Here is a 14,511-nt window from a genome sequence, read left to right on the forward strand (position 1 = left end):
GGAACCATTCAACGATCGCGGCTTAGCCCCTTGTCTTCCAACTCGGCGAGATAGGCGGCCCAGCGTGCCTCCTTCTCATGGCCCAGCGTATGCAGGTAATTCCAGGTGAAGATGCCGGTATCGTGGAAGTCGTCGAAGGTGATGCGGACGGCATAGTTGCCGACCGGCTCGATCTTCAGGATCGCAACATTGCGCTTGCCGGGAACGGTCACGCGCTGTTCGGGCGAATGGCCCTGCACTTCGGCCGATGGCGAGACAACACGCAGAAACTCCGCCGGCAATTCGAACGGCTGATGGTCAGGGAAGGTCACGGTAAGCAGCTTGCGGTCCTTCGAGACCCTCAGTTCCTTCGGCGCCGTCATGGTGATAGATTCCGCATCATCTGTCCTTTCCCTACGCCGCTTCACGCAACGGGAAAAGGCCGCTTCGAAACTTCCGACGCAATCTGTCGGCGGCGCGATGTTACCAAAGATCGAGACCTCTTATCTTGAATAGCAGGTTGGATCGTATCACATAGCCATATATAACGATGCCGTTCGCAGCCACGGGAAACGCACGAGCATGGACATGATCGATCCTTTTGGTCGCACGATCAGCTACCTGCGCGTGTCGGTCACCGACCGCTGCGATTTCCGCTGCACCTATTGCATGGCCGAAGATATGGCGTTCCTTCCCAAGAAGGATCTGCTGTCGCTGGAAGAGCTCGACCGGCTGTGCACGGTTTTCATCGAGAAGGGTGTGAGGAAACTGCGTCTTACCGGCGGCGAGCCGCTGGTGCGCAAGAACATCATGCATCTCGTCCGCCAGATTGCGCGTCATCTCGAAAGTGGTGCGCTGGAAGAACTGACGCTGACCACCAATGGCTCGCAGCTTTCCCGCTTTGCCGCTGAGCTCGCCGATTGCGGGGTCAAGCGCATCAATGTCTCGCTGGATACGCTGGACCCGGAAAAATTCCGCCAGATCACCCGCTGGGGCAATCTCGACAAGGTCATGGATGGCATCGACGCTGCGCAGGCGGCGGGGCTGAAGGTAAAGCTCAATGCGGTGGCGCTGAAGGATTTCAATGACGCCGAGCTGCCGGAAATGCTGCGCTGGGCGCACGGCCGCGGCATGGAGTTGACGGTCATCGAAACCATGCCGATGGGTGAAATCGATGCCGACCGCACCGACCAGTATCTGCCGCTGTCGCTGCTGCGCGCAGCACTGGAGCGGCAGTTCACGCTGACCGACATTCGTTACAAGACCGGTGGTCCGGCCCGCTACGTCCACGTCGCCGAGACTGGTGGCAAGCTCGGCTTCATCACGCCGATGACGCATAATTTCTGCGAAAGCTGCAACCGCGTCCGGCTGACCTGCACCGGCACGCTCTATATGTGCCTCGGCCAGGAAGATGCCGCCGACCTGCGCGCGCCGTTGCGTGCCTCCGAAGGCAATGAACTGGTCGCCGACGCCATCGATGAAGCCATTGGCCGCAAGCCGAAGGGCCATGATTTCATCATCGACCGCCGCACCAACCGTCCATCGGTGTCGCGGCACATGAGCGTCACCGGCGGCTGATCTTCTCGCTCACACCGCCGAAATAAATCCTGCCGCTCTTGCGAGGAGGATGTAACGGGCCACGGAACGGCTGTGGACTAGCCCTTTGACGTTGCTGTTTTGCAGCCGGCTGCTAGAGGCTTGATGCAGAACCACAACCGGTAACGCCCTTGCCTCTTTCGCCAAACCTGCGCGGCGCGTTGTTCATGATGGTGGCCATGAGTGGCTTCACCCTCAACGACGCGATCAGCAAATTCTCGTCGGAATCCATGAACATGGCGCAGGTCATGCTGATCCGCGGCGCCTTCGCTTCGCTTTTTATAGGCCTGCTTGCCTGGCAACGCGGTGCGCTTGCCCTGCCCGGCTCGATGTTGCAGCCGATGGTTGCGGTGCGTGTCGCCGGCGAAGCCGGTGCTACCGTGTCGTTTCTCATTGCTCTTGCCCATCTGCCAATTGCCAACGTCTCGGCCGTGCTGCAGGCGCTGCCGCTTGCGGTGACGATGGGCGCAGCACTTGTGTTCAATGAAGGCGTCGGCTGGCGGCGCTGGCTGGCCATCGCCATCGGCTTTGCCGGCGTGCTGATCATTGTGCGGCCCGGCCTCGAGGGGTTCAGCATCTATTCCCTGCTGGCGCTGGCCTGCGTCGCCTGTTGCGCGGTGCGTGATCTCGCCACCACGCGAATACCGCAGGCCGTTCCGACATTGCTGGTGTCTACCGCCACAGCACTTGCCATGACAGTGCTGGGCGCGGCACTGCTTTCGCCAATGGGTGGGTGGACACCGATGACGGGAAAAAGCACGGCGCTGCTAGCGCTTGCGGCAGTGCTCGTGGTCATCGGTTACCAGTTCATCATCATGGCGATGCGGGTGGGCGACATCTCGTTCGTCGCGCCGTTCCGCTACACAGCCCTGCTCTGGTCGATCCTGCTTGGCCTGTTCATCTTCGGTGACGTCCCCGACCTGCCGATGATACTCGGCGCCACCGTCATCGTCGGCTCCGGCCTCTACACACTTTACCGCGAACGGATCGTCGGCCGGCGAAAGACAGCCGCCGAAAGCGCTGGACCTGATATGGCGCCGGACGGCATATAGACGAGCCCCGAGGGTCGCTGGAACCTGACGATTTGGGGCCGGCGAGAAGACAGCAGACGATGAACCGAGATATTGCAGGGATCATTCTGGCCGGTGGCCAGTCGCGGCGAATGGGTGGTGGCGACAAAAGCTTGCTTGCGCTGGGAGGCCGCCGCGTGCTCGACCATGTCGTCGCGCGCCTTGCCCCGCAAGTCGGACCGCTGGCGCTGAGCGCCAACGGCGATCCGACACGCTTTGCCAAGTTCGGACTGCCGGTGCTTGCCGATACGGTCGAGGGTTACGCGGGACCGCTTGCCGGCATCCTTGCCGGCCTCGAGTGGGCGTCCATGGCTTGCAGTGTGGTCGTCACTGTCGCTGGCGACACGCCGTTCTTTCCCGAGGATGTGGTCGGGCGGCTGGCCGCGGTGGTCAAGGAACGTCCCGGCGCGATCGCTGTCGCCAGTTCGGGTGGCAAGCGGCATCCGACGTTCGCGCTCTGGCCGCTTGGTCTGCACGACGCGTTGCGACGTTTCCTGGTCAATGAAGACAATAGGCGGGTTTTCGCCTTCATCGAGCGGCACGGCTTTGTCGATGTCGAATTTCCGATGTGGAACTCCGGTGGGCACGAGATTGATCCTTTCTTCAACATCAATACGCCCGACGACCTTGCCGAAGCCGAACGTCTGTTGCAGACCATGAGGCCATGATGAGACGCGTCTTCGGCATCACGGGCTGGAAGAATTCCGGCAAGACGACGCTGACCGAAAAGCTGGTCGCCGAACTTGTCCGGCGTGGCTGGAAAGTCTCGACGGTAAAACACGCCCATCATGATTTCGACATCGACAAGCCGGGAGCGGACAGCTTTCGCCATCGGCAGGCCGGAGCCACGGAAGTCGCCATTGTGTCAGACAGGCGCTGGGCCCTGATGCATGAATTGCGCGGCGAGGACGAGCCGACGCTGGACACGATCCTGTCGCGGCTCGGCACCTTCGACATCGTGCTGGTCGAAGGCTACAAGCGTGAGGCGCACAGCAAGATCGAAACACGGCGGCTGGAGGCCAAGGACCGGGCACCGCTTTCGGCAAATGATCCGCATATCGTCGCCATCGCCGCCGACTTCGCCATAGCGGGCGAAAGCCTGCCTGTCTTTGATCTCGACGACACGAAATCGATAGCCGACTTCATCGAGCGCGCGACAGGCATGAAGCGCTGAGGGCATTTGCGAAGGGGCCCTTTTTCGCCGCTATTATGCCTGCCCCAACGTCATCATTGTCCACGAATGCAAATCCCGGAAGCAACGGTTTTTGCAGTTGCTTTTTTTGGGGAAAGAGTGGGAGTATCGCGCCAGCGGGCGGTCAAAAGCACCGCCCACAGAGCCGTTTGGAACGACGGCCGGGACATACAGAGAGGACCATCATGCGTATTGCATTGCGTATAGCGCTCGCCGCATCGGCCGCGCTGCTGACGCTGGGCGTTGCCCAGGCTCAGGAAAAGACTTTGAGGATCGGCACTGAAGGCGCTTACCCTCCGTTCAACAACCTGACCGCCGACGGCCAGCTCGTGGGCTTCGACATCGACATCGCCAAGGCACTCTGCGACGAGATGAAGGTGAAGTGCACATTCGTCGCGCAGGATTGGGACGGCATCATCCCGGCGCTCCAGGCTGGCAAATTCGATGCCATCGTCGCATCGATGTCGATCACCCCGGAGCGTGCCGAGAAGGTCGACTTCACCCACAAATACTACAACACGCCACCGGCAATCGTCGCGCCCAAGGACAGCGACATCAAGGGCGTGACCAAGGAGGACTTGGCCGGCAAGACGATCGGCGTGCAGGGTTCGACTACGCATTTCAACTATTCGACCGCAACCTACACCGACAGCACGATCAAGCCTTACCCCACCGCGCAGGAATACCAGCTCGATCTCGCCAATGGCCGCGTTGATGCGGTCAACGACGATATCACTGTTCTCGAAGGCTGGCTTGCCACGCCTGAGGGCGCCTGCTGCAAGGTGATCGGTGCGATCGCGCCTGACATCAAGATCCATGGTCCGGGCGCCGGCATCGCGGTGCGTAAGGGCGAGACCGAGCTGGTCAACCAATTCAATGCGGCGATCGACGCCATCCGCGCCAACGGAAAGTACAAGGAAATCAACGACAAGTACTTCAAGTACGACGTCTACGGCGGCGAGTCCTGATCCTTATGGATCTGATAGCGAACGGCGGGACATTCCCGCCGTTCGCACAAGGGGCGGCGCACGAGGGGTGACGCCGCGCTGCTCTCAAAGAGCCCATAAAGGAGAACAGGCAGGCGGATGCAAAGCGTTTGGACGCTGCTCAGTTGGGGCCCCGAAGGCTGGCTCGACGACATTGCCTATGGCGTTTTCATCACCGTTTCGCTTGCAGCCGCGACCCTGCCTGTCGGTCTGGTGATCGGCTTTCTGGTCGCACTGGCCAAGCAATCCGACGAGCCGTCGCTGCGGCTGGCCGGCAACATCTACACCACGATCTTTCGCGGATTGCCCGAGCTGCTGACGCTGTTCATCATCTTTTACGGCGCGCAAATCGGCATCCAGCAAGTGATGCGCCTGTATGACCCGACCGCCGCGGTCGAAGTAAACGCTTTTGTTTCCGGCATGATCGCGCTCGGCGTCGTCTTCTCGTCCTACGCCAGCGAGGTCTTCCTCTCCGCATTCCGCGCCATCCCGAAGGGACAGTATGAGGGCGGCTATTCTGTTGGCCTGTCGGGCTGGCAGACGATGCGACTTGTGGTCCTACCTCAGCTTATCCGTATCGCGCTACCGGGCCTTGCCAATCTGTGGCTCATCCTGCTCAAGGACACGGCCCTGGTGTCCGCCATAGGTCTTACCGACATATTGCGGCAAGCGGGCGTCGCCGCCCGCGTCACCAAGCACGCCTTCCTGTTTTTCGGTGTCGCCGCCCTCATCTATCTGCTCCTCGCCATCATATCGTCCTTCGGCATAAACGCGATCGAACGTGCGGTCAGCCGCCAGCAGGTGCAGCGATGAGCGTAGCCGCCATCGACCGACCGCCGGCTCTGCCACGCGGCTGGCCCCGGCAACGCATTCTCGGCTACGCGCTGGTCTGTCTGTGGATCGCTTTTCTCGCCGGGATCGCCGCCTACCTCATTCTCGCCTGGAACGGCGAGCTTTTCGCGAAATACGCGCCCGGCTATGTATCGGGACTTGGCATCACTCTACTGCTTGTCGCCATCTCGATCGTGCTCGGTGCGATCCTGTCGGTGCCGATCGCCTATGCCCGCATGTCGAAGAACCGGGTTCTTTCAGGTCTTGCCTATGCCTATGTCTATTTCTTCCGCGGCACACCGCTGCTGGCCCAGACCTTCCTTATCTATTACGGCGTAGGCTCCTTCAGGCCGCAACTCGAGATGGTCGGCCTCTGGGGTTTTTTCCGCGAGGCGTTCAACTGCGCAATCTTCGCCTTCTCGCTCAACACTGCCGCCTATCAGGCGGAAATCCTGCGCGGCGCGATCCAGAGCGTGCCCAGGGGCCAGTGGGAGGGCGCCGCCTCGCTCGGCCTGCACAAATTGCAGACGATGTGGAAGGTCATACTTCCGCAAGCACTGATCGTGGCGCTGCGGCCCTACGGCAACGAGATCATCCTGATGATCAAGGGCTCGGCGATCGTCGCCATCATCACTGTCTATGATCTGATGGGCATCACGAAGCTCACCTATTCGCGCACTTTCGACTTCCAGTCCTATGTCTGGGCGGCGATCATCTATCTGATCATTGTCGAGATACTGCGCCACGCGGTCGAGTGGATAGAACGGCGCATCACGATACATCTGCACCGCTGACTCCCATAGCTCTGCCTGATCCGCTAAGAAGGTCGGAAAGCAGGCTTCTAAGGGATTCGAAAACATGGCATCGGTGGCATTTCTCGGTCTTGGCGTCATGGGCTATCCAATGGCCGGACATCTCAGGAACAAGGGCGGCCACGACGTCACCGTCTACAACCGCACCAAAGCAAAGGCCGAGCAATGGGTTGCTCAGCATGGCGGCAGTGTTGCCAACACGCCGGCCCAAGCCGCCGACGGCAAGGACTTTGTCTTTTCCTGCGTTGGCAATGACGACGACCTGCGCGCGGTGACGATCGGAGCCGAGGGTGCGTTCCAGACGATGAAGAAGGGAGCCATCTTCATCGACAACACCACGGCGTCGGCTGAAGTCGCGCGCGAACTGGCGGAGAAGGCGCAATTGGGCGGGTTCTCGTTCCTCGATGCACCGGTCTCCGGCGGTCAGGCCGGCGCCGAAAACGGCGTGCTCACCGTCATGGTGGGCGGCGAGCAGAAAGCCTTCGACAAAGCAAAGCCGGTCATCGATGCCTATGCCCGCATGGTTGGGCTGATGGGTCCGGTCGGCTCCGGCCAGCTCACCAAGATGATCAACCAGATTTGCATCGCCGGCCTTGTCCAAGGGCTGGCCGAGGGCATCCATTTCGGCAAGAAGGCCGGGCTCGACATCGAAAAGGTCATCGAGGTGATTTCCAAGGGCGCGGCCGGCTCGTGGCAGATGGAGAACCGGCACAAGACGATGAATGCCGGCAAATACGATTTCGGCTTTGCCGTCGACTGGATGCGCAAGGATCTCGACATCTGCCTGGCGGAGGCCGACCGCAACGGCGCCAAGCTGCCGGTGACGGCACTTATCGATCAGTTCTACAAGGATGTGCAGGGAATGGGTGGCAAGCGCTGGGATACGTCTTCGCTGTTGGCGCGATTGGAAAAATAGGTTTTGTCGTGGCCGAGCTGTCGCCTCAGTCCAGCGCCGAGGAAATTGTCGCCCATCTGCGCTCGATCGGCTCGGAGGAGAATCGCCTTGGCATGCTGCGCTACGGCATCAAGATCGAACGTGCGCTCGGTATCTCGCACGGCGTGCAGCGGCAGATTGCCAAGAAAATCAAGCGCAACCATGAACGTGCGTTCGAGCTGTGGCAGTCGGGCATCATGGAAGCGCAGTTCATCGCTTCCGTCACGGCCGATCCGACGCGGTTTTCTGTCGCGGATGCAAGACGTTGGGCGGCGACTTTCGACTCATGGGATATCGTTGACGGCGTCTCCGATCTCTTTGTCGACACGGATTGCTGGAGGGAACTGATCGTCGAATTCGCGGTCGACGACCGGGAATTCGTTCGACGTACGGCTTTTGCCATGATGGCCTGGTCGGTGGTCCACCGGAAGAACGAACCAGAGGCCACCTTCCTCGACTTCCTGTCGATCATTGAAGCGCAAGCCACCGACGGCCGTAATTTCGTGAAAAAGGCGGTGAACTGGGCGCTTCGTTCGATCGGCAAGCGATCGATGGATCTGCACGGCCCTGCCCTTGCGCTGGCACAAAAGCTGGCTGCCTCGACCGACAAGACGGCACGCTGGATCGGCAAGGACGCTGCAAGGGAGCTTTCCGATGCCAAAACGCTTGAGCGGCTCGCCAGGAAAGGCTGAATGGGGCGAAATCCTCTTTACTGAGGTGACGCGATCAACGCGCACCGATTTCGAGAACCTGTTCGAGCAGCCGGGCGGGCCGAAATATTGCTGGTGCATGGCCTGGCGCGATCTCGAAAACCGCGAGCACGTGGGCAACGATGAGAGGAAACGGGCGATGATGGCGCTCATCGCGGCCGACACGCCGGTCGGCATTGTCGCCCAAGCCGGAGGCAAAACCATAGGCTGGTGCTCGATGGCACCACGCGAAACCTACCGCAAACTGTCGCCGCAGCAGGACGATACCGAAACGGGCATCTGGTCGATCGTCTGTTTCTATGTGCCGAGGGCATTGCGCAGCCGCGGGCTGGCAACCGCACTGCTCGACGCGGCCATCGATCACGCCTTCGCCAAAGGCGCCAGGACGATCGAGGCCTATCCGGTCGACCAGGCATCGCCGAGTTACCGTTTCATGGGCTTTCGAGACATGTTCGTGGCCCGCGGATTCCACGAGATCGGCATGGCCGGCTCGCGCCGGCATGTGATGCGGCTCGAACGTTGACGCTGTTGGCGACGGCAGCTTAACTCCTGTCAAATGGAGAGCACACGATGAGCAATCGTCTCAAATCGACAGCGGCGCTGGCGGCCGTGCTGATTTCCATCGCGGCGGGCAGCGCTTCCGCCGAAACCGCGCGTATATTCTGGAAGGATCTGCGCCCGGCGACGCAAGCGGCTGCCGAAAGTGTCGGACTGCCGATGATCGCGGCAAAAATGCCTGATCATGGCGAGACGCTGTCTCTCAATCTGCAGGACAAGACCATCCAACTGGCGGGATACGCGCTACCGGTCGATCGCGAGGGCGATCTCGTCTACCAGTTCCTGCTGGTGCCGTGGACGGGTGCGTGCAGTCACATGCCGACGCCGCCGCCCAATCAGATCGTCCTCGTCACGCCCGCGCACCCCTACAGGATGTCGGAGGCCTACCAGCCGGTTTCCGTGACCGGCGCCCTGGAGCCGGGCATGGAGAAGAGTCAGCTCTTCATCGTCGACGGTGCCAGCGTCATCCAGTCAGGCTACGCGGTGCGCAAGGCGGAGGTGGTGGACGTCGATGTGGTGCCGGATACGATCACGCAGCCGGCAAACTCACCGTGGCGTTTTCTCAACAAAAAGAAGAACTAAGCAAAAAAACCTCAAGCAGCGTTCGCGCCCGATTCCTTGTCCAGCACCATGTAGTCCAGCGGCATTTCGGTCGTGTACTTGATCTGCTCCATGGCAAACGACGACGACACGTCGCGGATCTCGATCTTGGCGATCAGGCGCTTATAGAAGGCGTCGTAAGCCGCGATATCGGGCACCACCACCCGCAAGAGATAGTCGACGTCGCCGCTCATGCGGTAGAACTCGACCACTTCCGGAAATTCCTGGATGACCTCCGAAAAGCGCCGCAGCCATTCATGGCTGTGCGAATTGGTGCGGATCGACACGAACACGGTGACGCGCACATTGACCTTTTCATGATCGAGGATGGCGACGCGCCGCTTGATGACGCCTTCCTCCTCGAGCTTCTGGATGCGCCGCCAGCAGGGCGTGGTCGACAGTCCGACTTTCTTGGCGACATCGGCGACCGCGAGCGTCGCGTCCTCCTGCAAGAGGCGGAGGATTTTTCTGTCAAGGCGGTCCATTGGGTGCTCCCACAGGGATAGACTTGGAATAGATTGGCTATAGTCCTTCTTATTTAGGCCATTCACAAGAAAGAAATTCTGTCAGATAGCGCAAAAGCGAGTGATTTCTTGCTCACGCTTCAGCCGAGGCGATAGCGGATTTCCGATCTCAGAAACGGCAGCAAATCCATTTCAAACCACGGATTGCGCTTCAGCCAGCCGGTGTTGCGCCACGACGGATGCGGCAACGGCAGCACTTTCGGGTTGCCGGGCGCATCCCAGATGGTGCGCCAATTCATCACCGTCTCCGTCAGCGAGGGCCGGCGCGCTGCGCCCAAATGCCAGGATTGCGCATAGAGGCCGATCGTCAGCACCAGGTCGACCTGCGGCATCAGTGCCATCAGCGGCGCGCGCCAGGCCGGTGCGCATTCGCGGCGCGGCGGCAGGTCGCCGCTCTTGGCATCCTGGCCGGGAAAGCAAAAACCCATCGGCACGATGGCGAACTTTGTCGTGTCGTAGAATTCTTCGCTGTTGACGCCCAGCCAATTTCGCAATCGATCGCCGGAGGCGTCGGTGAACGGCATGCCTGACACATGCACCTTGGTGCCCGGTGCCTGGCTGGCGATCAGAATGCGGGCGCTCGACGACGGCCTGAGCACCGGGCGCGGCTCATGCGGCAACGGCCGGCCGACCGGGTTTTCGACGCAGATTCGGCAGGTGCGTACGGTCGCCGCGAAGTTTTCCAGCTCGTCGTTCATTCTCGGAGAACTCATACTCAGGCGGCGACGCTCGGCCGGCTGGAGACTGCCTGATGCCAGCGCAGTACATTGCTGCACTCCTCCGGCACCTTGATACGCGCCGGCTTCATGAAGTCGACGGCAATCAACCCGGTGATGTCGGCGATCGAATAGGTTTCGCCGGCGATGAATTCCCGGTTCGCCAGTTCCTCATCGAGGAATTTCAGGAATTCGATGGCTTTCGGCTTGTTGGCCTCGCCCCATTCGGGAATTTGCGGAACCTCCCATTCCTTCATCGCCGGATGGGTGTGCCGGAACGCGGCGGCGACGCAACCGAGCAGGTTGAGCTCCATGCGTCTTTGCCACATCTCGACCAGCGCCTTGCCGAGCGCACCGCGCCCGAACAAAGCCGGTTCCGGATGCAGTTCCTCGAAATAGCGGCAGATGGCGACGGATTCGGTGATGACGGTGCCGTCGTCGAGTTCGAGCACCGGCAGGCGCTGCAGCGGGTTGCGCGAACTGACCGTCTGTTCTCTGTGCTCCATCGCGCCCATATCGACAGGCACCAGCGGAACCTGAATGCCCTTTTCGGCAAGGAAGACGCGTACCCGCCGTGGATTGGGAGCGCGGCCGCCATCGAAGAGTTTCATTCCATCCTCCTGATTGATCCGACAAATTATAAGGTTGCTGCTCACCAGAAGCGAAAAATTTCTCGCAAGGCATCGCCAATCGAAGCCAGACTGCCATGCTTTCTTTCGACAACCTCGTGATCGTGACTCTCGCGCCAATCGTGCGGCTCGTCGAACGTGCCGGCCCAGATGCCAGCCTTGCCGGAGCGAGCGGCGGCTTCGTCGGTTTCGAAATCGCCATAGGCAACCGCCCAGCCGGCCTCGACCTGGGCGCGGTTGAGATCTTTGCCGCCGGCCTTGCAATCGCCGAGCAGCCGGCCGTATCGATCGCGCTGCCAGCCGGTGCAGGAGACGGGTTTGCCTGATATCAGCCTCACCAGCGACTGCCGTGCCAGCTTGCCGCAGGCATAGTCGATACCGTCCTTACGGCAGATTTGCGAATATTCCGGCGCGTCAATGCCACGCATGCGGATGCGCTCGGTACCGAGCGTGATCGTATCGCCGTCATTGACGACGGCGGCACCCTCCGTCTTGCGCGTCTCGATCCGGTCAAGGCGCGCTGCCAGAAGGATCAGCAGACCGAGGACGATGACGGCCAGTGCGTAGTCCCCCAGCCGGCGCCACAGGCTTCGCGGCCGCGGCGGCACGTATCGCTGTCGCGGTCGCCACGACCACGAACGGCTCATATGGCAAACCGTTGGTTAATCATTCGAACGTAGCTTAACAATTTGAAACCGCTGCCCGCATAAATTGAAGTCTCCATGCCCTCGCAACGCTCGACCACAGCGGACAAATTTATTGTGGACCGCAGGAAACCCCATCGCAACAGCGATGTGGCGCGCGCGGTGCGCAAGACGCGCGACCGTCTTTCGCAGCAGGTCGGAAATCTTGATTTCGACCGCGAGCTCTTAAAACTCCACGCCCGTGCGATGATAGGCAGCGCGACCATCGTTCCGATTCTCGTCCTGGCGACCGCCGCGACGGGTCTGTTTGCTGGAGTGGGTAACGAAATTGGCGTTTGGGCGCTTTTTACACTCATCTGCTACACCATCGTAGTATTCATGGCGAGGCGCATCGATCAAACGGAAGCTGCCGAACTCAACCCGCTGCAGACGCACAGCGATTTCCTGGTAGGCCACTTCCTTTGCGGCCTGGGCTGGGCTTGGTTCGCCTGGCTCGGTTGCGACGCTTGCCAGGTCGATCAGTTCCAGTTGACTAAGGCGGTAGTGCTGCTGCTCGCCATGGCGGCGACCGCGATCATCGCGTCATCGCTGCGCGGTGCGCTGCTGTCGACCTTTGCCGTTCCGGTCGCGGTCTATGCCTATGCCAGTACGAGGCAGTGGATTCCGGTCGAGCTGATCATGGCCGGTTTGCTGATCGTCTCGCTGCCCTTCTTCGTCTATACGGCGCGCCAAATCAATCGCTCGTCCTTGATGTTGCTCTCGTTCCGCTCCGAAAAGGACGCGCTTATCGCCGAACTGGACACGGCGAAATCGATGTCGGACGAAGCGCGACGACGGGCTGAAGACGCCAATCTGGCAAAGTCGCGGTTTTTGGCCTCGATGAGCCACGAGCTGCGGACGCCGCTCAACGCCATTCTCGGTTTCTCCGAGGTAATGGCGAACGAAGTGCTCGGACCGATGAGCAACCCGACCTATCGCGACTATGCTCGTGACGTCCACGACTCTGGCCAGCATCTGCTCGATCTGATCAACGAAATCCTTGACCTCTCGCGCATCGAGGCGGGCCGCTACCAGCTCAACGAGGAGCCGATGATGCTGCTCTCCGTCGTCGAGGATTGCTGTCACATGATGGAGCTGAAGGCGCGCAATAAGGACATCCGTATCGTCCAGGATTTCGAAAGCGCCTTGCCGCGCCTGTTCGCCGACGAACGCGCGGTGCGACAGATCGCGCTCAATCTTTTGTCGAACGCCATCAAGTTCACCGGGACTGGCGGCGAAATCCGCGTGCGCGTCGGCTGGACGGCGGGCGGCGGCCAATATCTCTCCGTTAGGGATAATGGGCCCGGTATACCGGCAGACGAGATTCCGGTCGTGCTGTCCGCCTTCGGCCAGGGCTCGATCGCCATCAAGAGCGCCGAACAAGGCACCGGGCTCGGCCTGCCGATCGTCCAGAGCCTGCTCGCATTGCATGGCGGCGAGTTCGAACTCCATTCCAAACTGCGTGAAGGCACCGAGGCCATCGCCATCTTCCCGCTGAGCCGGGTAATGGAGGAATTGCCTGCACTGCCGACCAAGGCGGTTGCCGCCCGGCGGCGCTAGTCGCCTAACGAACCGCCGCCGCCATGCCCGAACTGGTGAGCGCGGCTGCCTTGACCAGACCCGCGGCAAGGGCCGCCCCTGCCCCCTCGCCGTGGCTCACGCCGAGATCAAGCAGCGGGCGCAGGTCGAGCCGTCCGGCGGCCCGAGCGTGCGTAGGCTCTGGCGACAGACTGGCAAGCAGGCAATGGTCGAGCGCGGCGGGGTTGGCAGCATGCAGTGTCGCGGCGGCGGCTGTCGCCGCCAGTCCATCGAGCAGCACCGGGATCTTCTGCATCCGGGCGGCGAGGATGGCGCCGGCGATCGCCGCGAATTCGCGGCCGCCAACCCGGCGCAACGCTTCGAGCGGGTCCCTGAGACTTGTGCCGTGGAGGACTAGCGCCGCATCGACCACCTCGGCCTTGCGCGCCTGCATCGCCGCATCGGCACCCGATCCGGATCCGACCCAATCGGCACCCTTGCCGCCGAACAGTGCCGCAAACAAAGCCGCTGCTATAGTGGAATTGCCGACGCCGAGGTCGCCAAGGCAAAGCAGATCGGTGCCGCCGGCGACTGCCTCCATGCCGAAGGCCATGGTGGCGGCGCAGCCGCGCTCGTCAAGTGCTGCATCCTCGGTGATGTCGGCGGTCGGAATGTGCAGCGCAAGATCGAACACTTTCAGCCCCAGATCGTTGGCAATGCATATCTGGTTGACCGCAGCACCGCCCGCCGCGCAAAGCTCGACCGCGTTCGCCGTAGCAGCGACAGGCCGCGGCGAAATGCCGTGCCGGGCGACGCCATGATTGCCGGCGAAGATCGCCACCAACGGCCTGTTCACCGCCGGCGGCGCACGGCCGCTCCAGGCGGCGAGCCACGCGGCGATGTCCTCGACGCGGCCGAGCGAATCTTTGGGTTTGTCGGCCTTGGCAAACAACGCACGGACACGGGCTTCGGCCGCCGCGTCGGCCGGCGGCAGGGTCGCCAGAAGATTGCGAAAATCGTCGAAGGGCAGCGCGCTGGTCATGTCGTTGGTGATCATTCCCTGGAGTTGGTGAGCGGCATAGCCGCCTTGCTTCGTAGGCACAACTGCCAGCATTGACGCGAAAGCGGTTGCCGGCGGCGCATTCCGGAGGGCTTGCATTGGCCTTGCCGTTA

General features: G+C 61.4%; 17 protein-coding genes and 1 pseudogene. 12 read left to right on the plus strand and 6 right to left on the minus strand.

Annotated features, from left to right (window positions below; translation table 11 throughout):
* Nucleotides 1-8: 8 nt before the first annotated feature.
* Nucleotides 9-362 carry a gamma-butyrobetaine hydroxylase family protein gene (locus CIT25_RS23075; protein ID WP_095486839.1) on the minus strand — a complete coding sequence of 118 codons (354 nt, stop codon included), beginning with the start codon at nucleotides 360-362 and terminating at the stop codon, nucleotides 9-11.
* 199 nt (nucleotides 363-561) lie between these two features.
* On the opposite strand from CIT25_RS23075, the gene moaA reads away from it, so the two are divergent.
* The 11 genes and pseudogenes from moaA to CIT25_RS23130 all read left to right on the plus strand — a co-directional run bounded on the left by moaA (nucleotide 562) and on the right by CIT25_RS23130 (nucleotide 9,250).
* Nucleotides 562-1,557, plus strand: coding sequence for a GTP 3',8-cyclase MoaA (gene moaA / locus CIT25_RS23080; protein ID WP_095486841.1), 996 nt, complete (start codon nucleotides 562-564; stop codon nucleotides 1,555-1,557).
* Between the two features lie 149 nt (nucleotides 1,558-1,706).
* Nucleotides 1,707-2,627: a DMT family transporter gene (locus CIT25_RS23085; RefSeq protein WP_095486843.1), complete on the plus strand. Its 921-nt coding sequence runs from the start codon at nucleotides 1,707-1,709 to the stop codon at nucleotides 2,625-2,627.
* 59 nt (nucleotides 2,628-2,686) lie between these two features.
* Nucleotides 2,687-3,313 (plus strand): molybdenum cofactor guanylyltransferase MobA, encoded by a 627-nt coding sequence (mobA, locus tag CIT25_RS23090; protein WP_095486845.1) that lies wholly within the window; start codon nucleotides 2,687-2,689, stop codon nucleotides 3,311-3,313.
* Nucleotides 3,310-3,819, plus strand: a complete 510-nt coding sequence (gene mobB, locus CIT25_RS23095) for a molybdopterin-guanine dinucleotide biosynthesis protein B (protein ID WP_095486847.1) — start codon at nucleotides 3,310-3,312, stop codon at nucleotides 3,817-3,819. The genes mobA and mobB overlap by 4 nt, the downstream gene beginning before the upstream one ends.
* A 203-nt stretch (nucleotides 3,820-4,022) precedes the next feature.
* Entirely contained in the window at nucleotides 4,023-4,805 is a 783-nt protein-coding gene (locus CIT25_RS23100; RefSeq protein ID WP_095486849.1) for an ABC transporter substrate-binding protein, read from the plus strand.
* A gap of 117 nt (nucleotides 4,806-4,922) precedes the next feature.
* Entirely contained in the window at nucleotides 4,923-5,636 is a 714-nt protein-coding gene (locus tag CIT25_RS23105; RefSeq protein ID WP_095486851.1) for an ABC transporter permease, read from the plus strand.
* Nucleotides 5,633-6,448 (plus strand): ABC transporter permease, encoded by an 816-nt coding sequence (locus CIT25_RS23110; RefSeq protein ID WP_095486853.1) that lies wholly within the window; start codon nucleotides 5,633-5,635, stop codon nucleotides 6,446-6,448. Before CIT25_RS23105 ends, CIT25_RS23110 begins: the two co-directional genes overlap by 4 nt.
* Nucleotides 6,449-6,506: 58 nt before the next feature.
* A pseudogene (locus CIT25_RS23115) lies at nucleotides 6,507-7,382 on the plus strand (NAD(P)-dependent oxidoreductase); the annotation flags it as partial.
* Between the two features lie 8 nt (nucleotides 7,383-7,390).
* Nucleotides 7,391-8,092, plus strand: coding sequence for a DNA alkylation repair protein (locus CIT25_RS23120; protein ID WP_095486857.1), 702 nt, complete (start codon nucleotides 7,391-7,393; stop codon nucleotides 8,090-8,092).
* On the plus strand, nucleotides 8,055-8,633 hold the full coding sequence (locus CIT25_RS23125; RefSeq protein WP_095486859.1) for a GNAT family N-acetyltransferase: 579 nt from the start codon (nucleotides 8,055-8,057) through the stop codon (nucleotides 8,631-8,633). Before CIT25_RS23120 ends, CIT25_RS23125 begins: the two co-directional genes overlap by 38 nt.
* 47 nt (nucleotides 8,634-8,680) lie before the next feature.
* Nucleotides 8,681-9,250, plus strand: coding sequence for a DUF3299 domain-containing protein (locus CIT25_RS23130; protein WP_095486861.1), 570 nt, complete (start codon nucleotides 8,681-8,683; stop codon nucleotides 9,248-9,250).
* 11 nt (nucleotides 9,251-9,261) lie between these two features.
* On the opposite strand, the gene CIT25_RS23135 is transcribed toward CIT25_RS23130, so the two are convergent.
* The 4 genes from CIT25_RS23135 to CIT25_RS23150 all read right to left on the minus strand — a co-directional run bounded on the left by CIT25_RS23135 (nucleotide 9,262) and on the right by CIT25_RS23150 (nucleotide 11,784).
* Nucleotides 9,262-9,753, minus strand: coding sequence for an Lrp/AsnC family transcriptional regulator (locus CIT25_RS23135; RefSeq protein WP_006333679.1), 492 nt, complete (start codon nucleotides 9,751-9,753; stop codon nucleotides 9,262-9,264).
* Between the two features lie 119 nt (nucleotides 9,754-9,872).
* The gene (locus CIT25_RS23140; RefSeq protein WP_095486863.1) at nucleotides 9,873-10,568 is read right to left on the minus strand and encodes a uracil-DNA glycosylase family protein; all 696 of its coding nucleotides are present in this window, start codon (nucleotides 10,566-10,568) and stop codon (nucleotides 9,873-9,875) included.
* The gene (locus tag CIT25_RS23145; protein WP_095486865.1) at nucleotides 10,508-11,119 is read right to left on the minus strand and encodes a glutathione S-transferase; all 612 of its coding nucleotides are present in this window, start codon (nucleotides 11,117-11,119) and stop codon (nucleotides 10,508-10,510) included. Before CIT25_RS23145 ends, CIT25_RS23140 begins: the two co-directional genes overlap by 61 nt.
* 41 nt (nucleotides 11,120-11,160) lie before the next feature.
* Complete coding sequence (locus CIT25_RS23150) at nucleotides 11,161-11,784, minus strand: thermonuclease family protein (RefSeq protein ID WP_095486867.1); 624 nt, start codon at nucleotides 11,782-11,784, stop codon at nucleotides 11,161-11,163.
* Between the two features lie 75 nt (nucleotides 11,785-11,859).
* Here CIT25_RS23150 and CIT25_RS23155 point away from each other — a divergent pair, with 75 nt between their 5' ends.
* Nucleotides 11,860-13,380 carry a sensor histidine kinase gene (locus CIT25_RS23155; RefSeq protein WP_095486869.1) on the plus strand — a complete coding sequence of 507 codons (1,521 nt, stop codon included), beginning with the start codon at nucleotides 11,860-11,862 and terminating at the stop codon, nucleotides 13,378-13,380.
* Between the two features lie 4 nt (nucleotides 13,381-13,384).
* Here CIT25_RS23155 and CIT25_RS23160 read toward each other — a convergent pair whose 3' ends face one another.
* A complete protein-coding gene (locus tag CIT25_RS23160; protein WP_095486927.1) occupies nucleotides 13,385-14,380 on the minus strand; it encodes a nicotinate-nucleotide--dimethylbenzimidazole phosphoribosyltransferase in 996 nt (331 codons plus the stop codon).
* Nucleotides 14,381-14,511 lie beyond the last annotated feature (131 nt).

It is taken from the genome of Mesorhizobium mediterraneum (assembly GCF_002284565.1).
Taxonomy (GTDB): Bacteria; Pseudomonadota; Alphaproteobacteria; order Rhizobiales; family Rhizobiaceae; genus Mesorhizobium; species Mesorhizobium mediterraneum.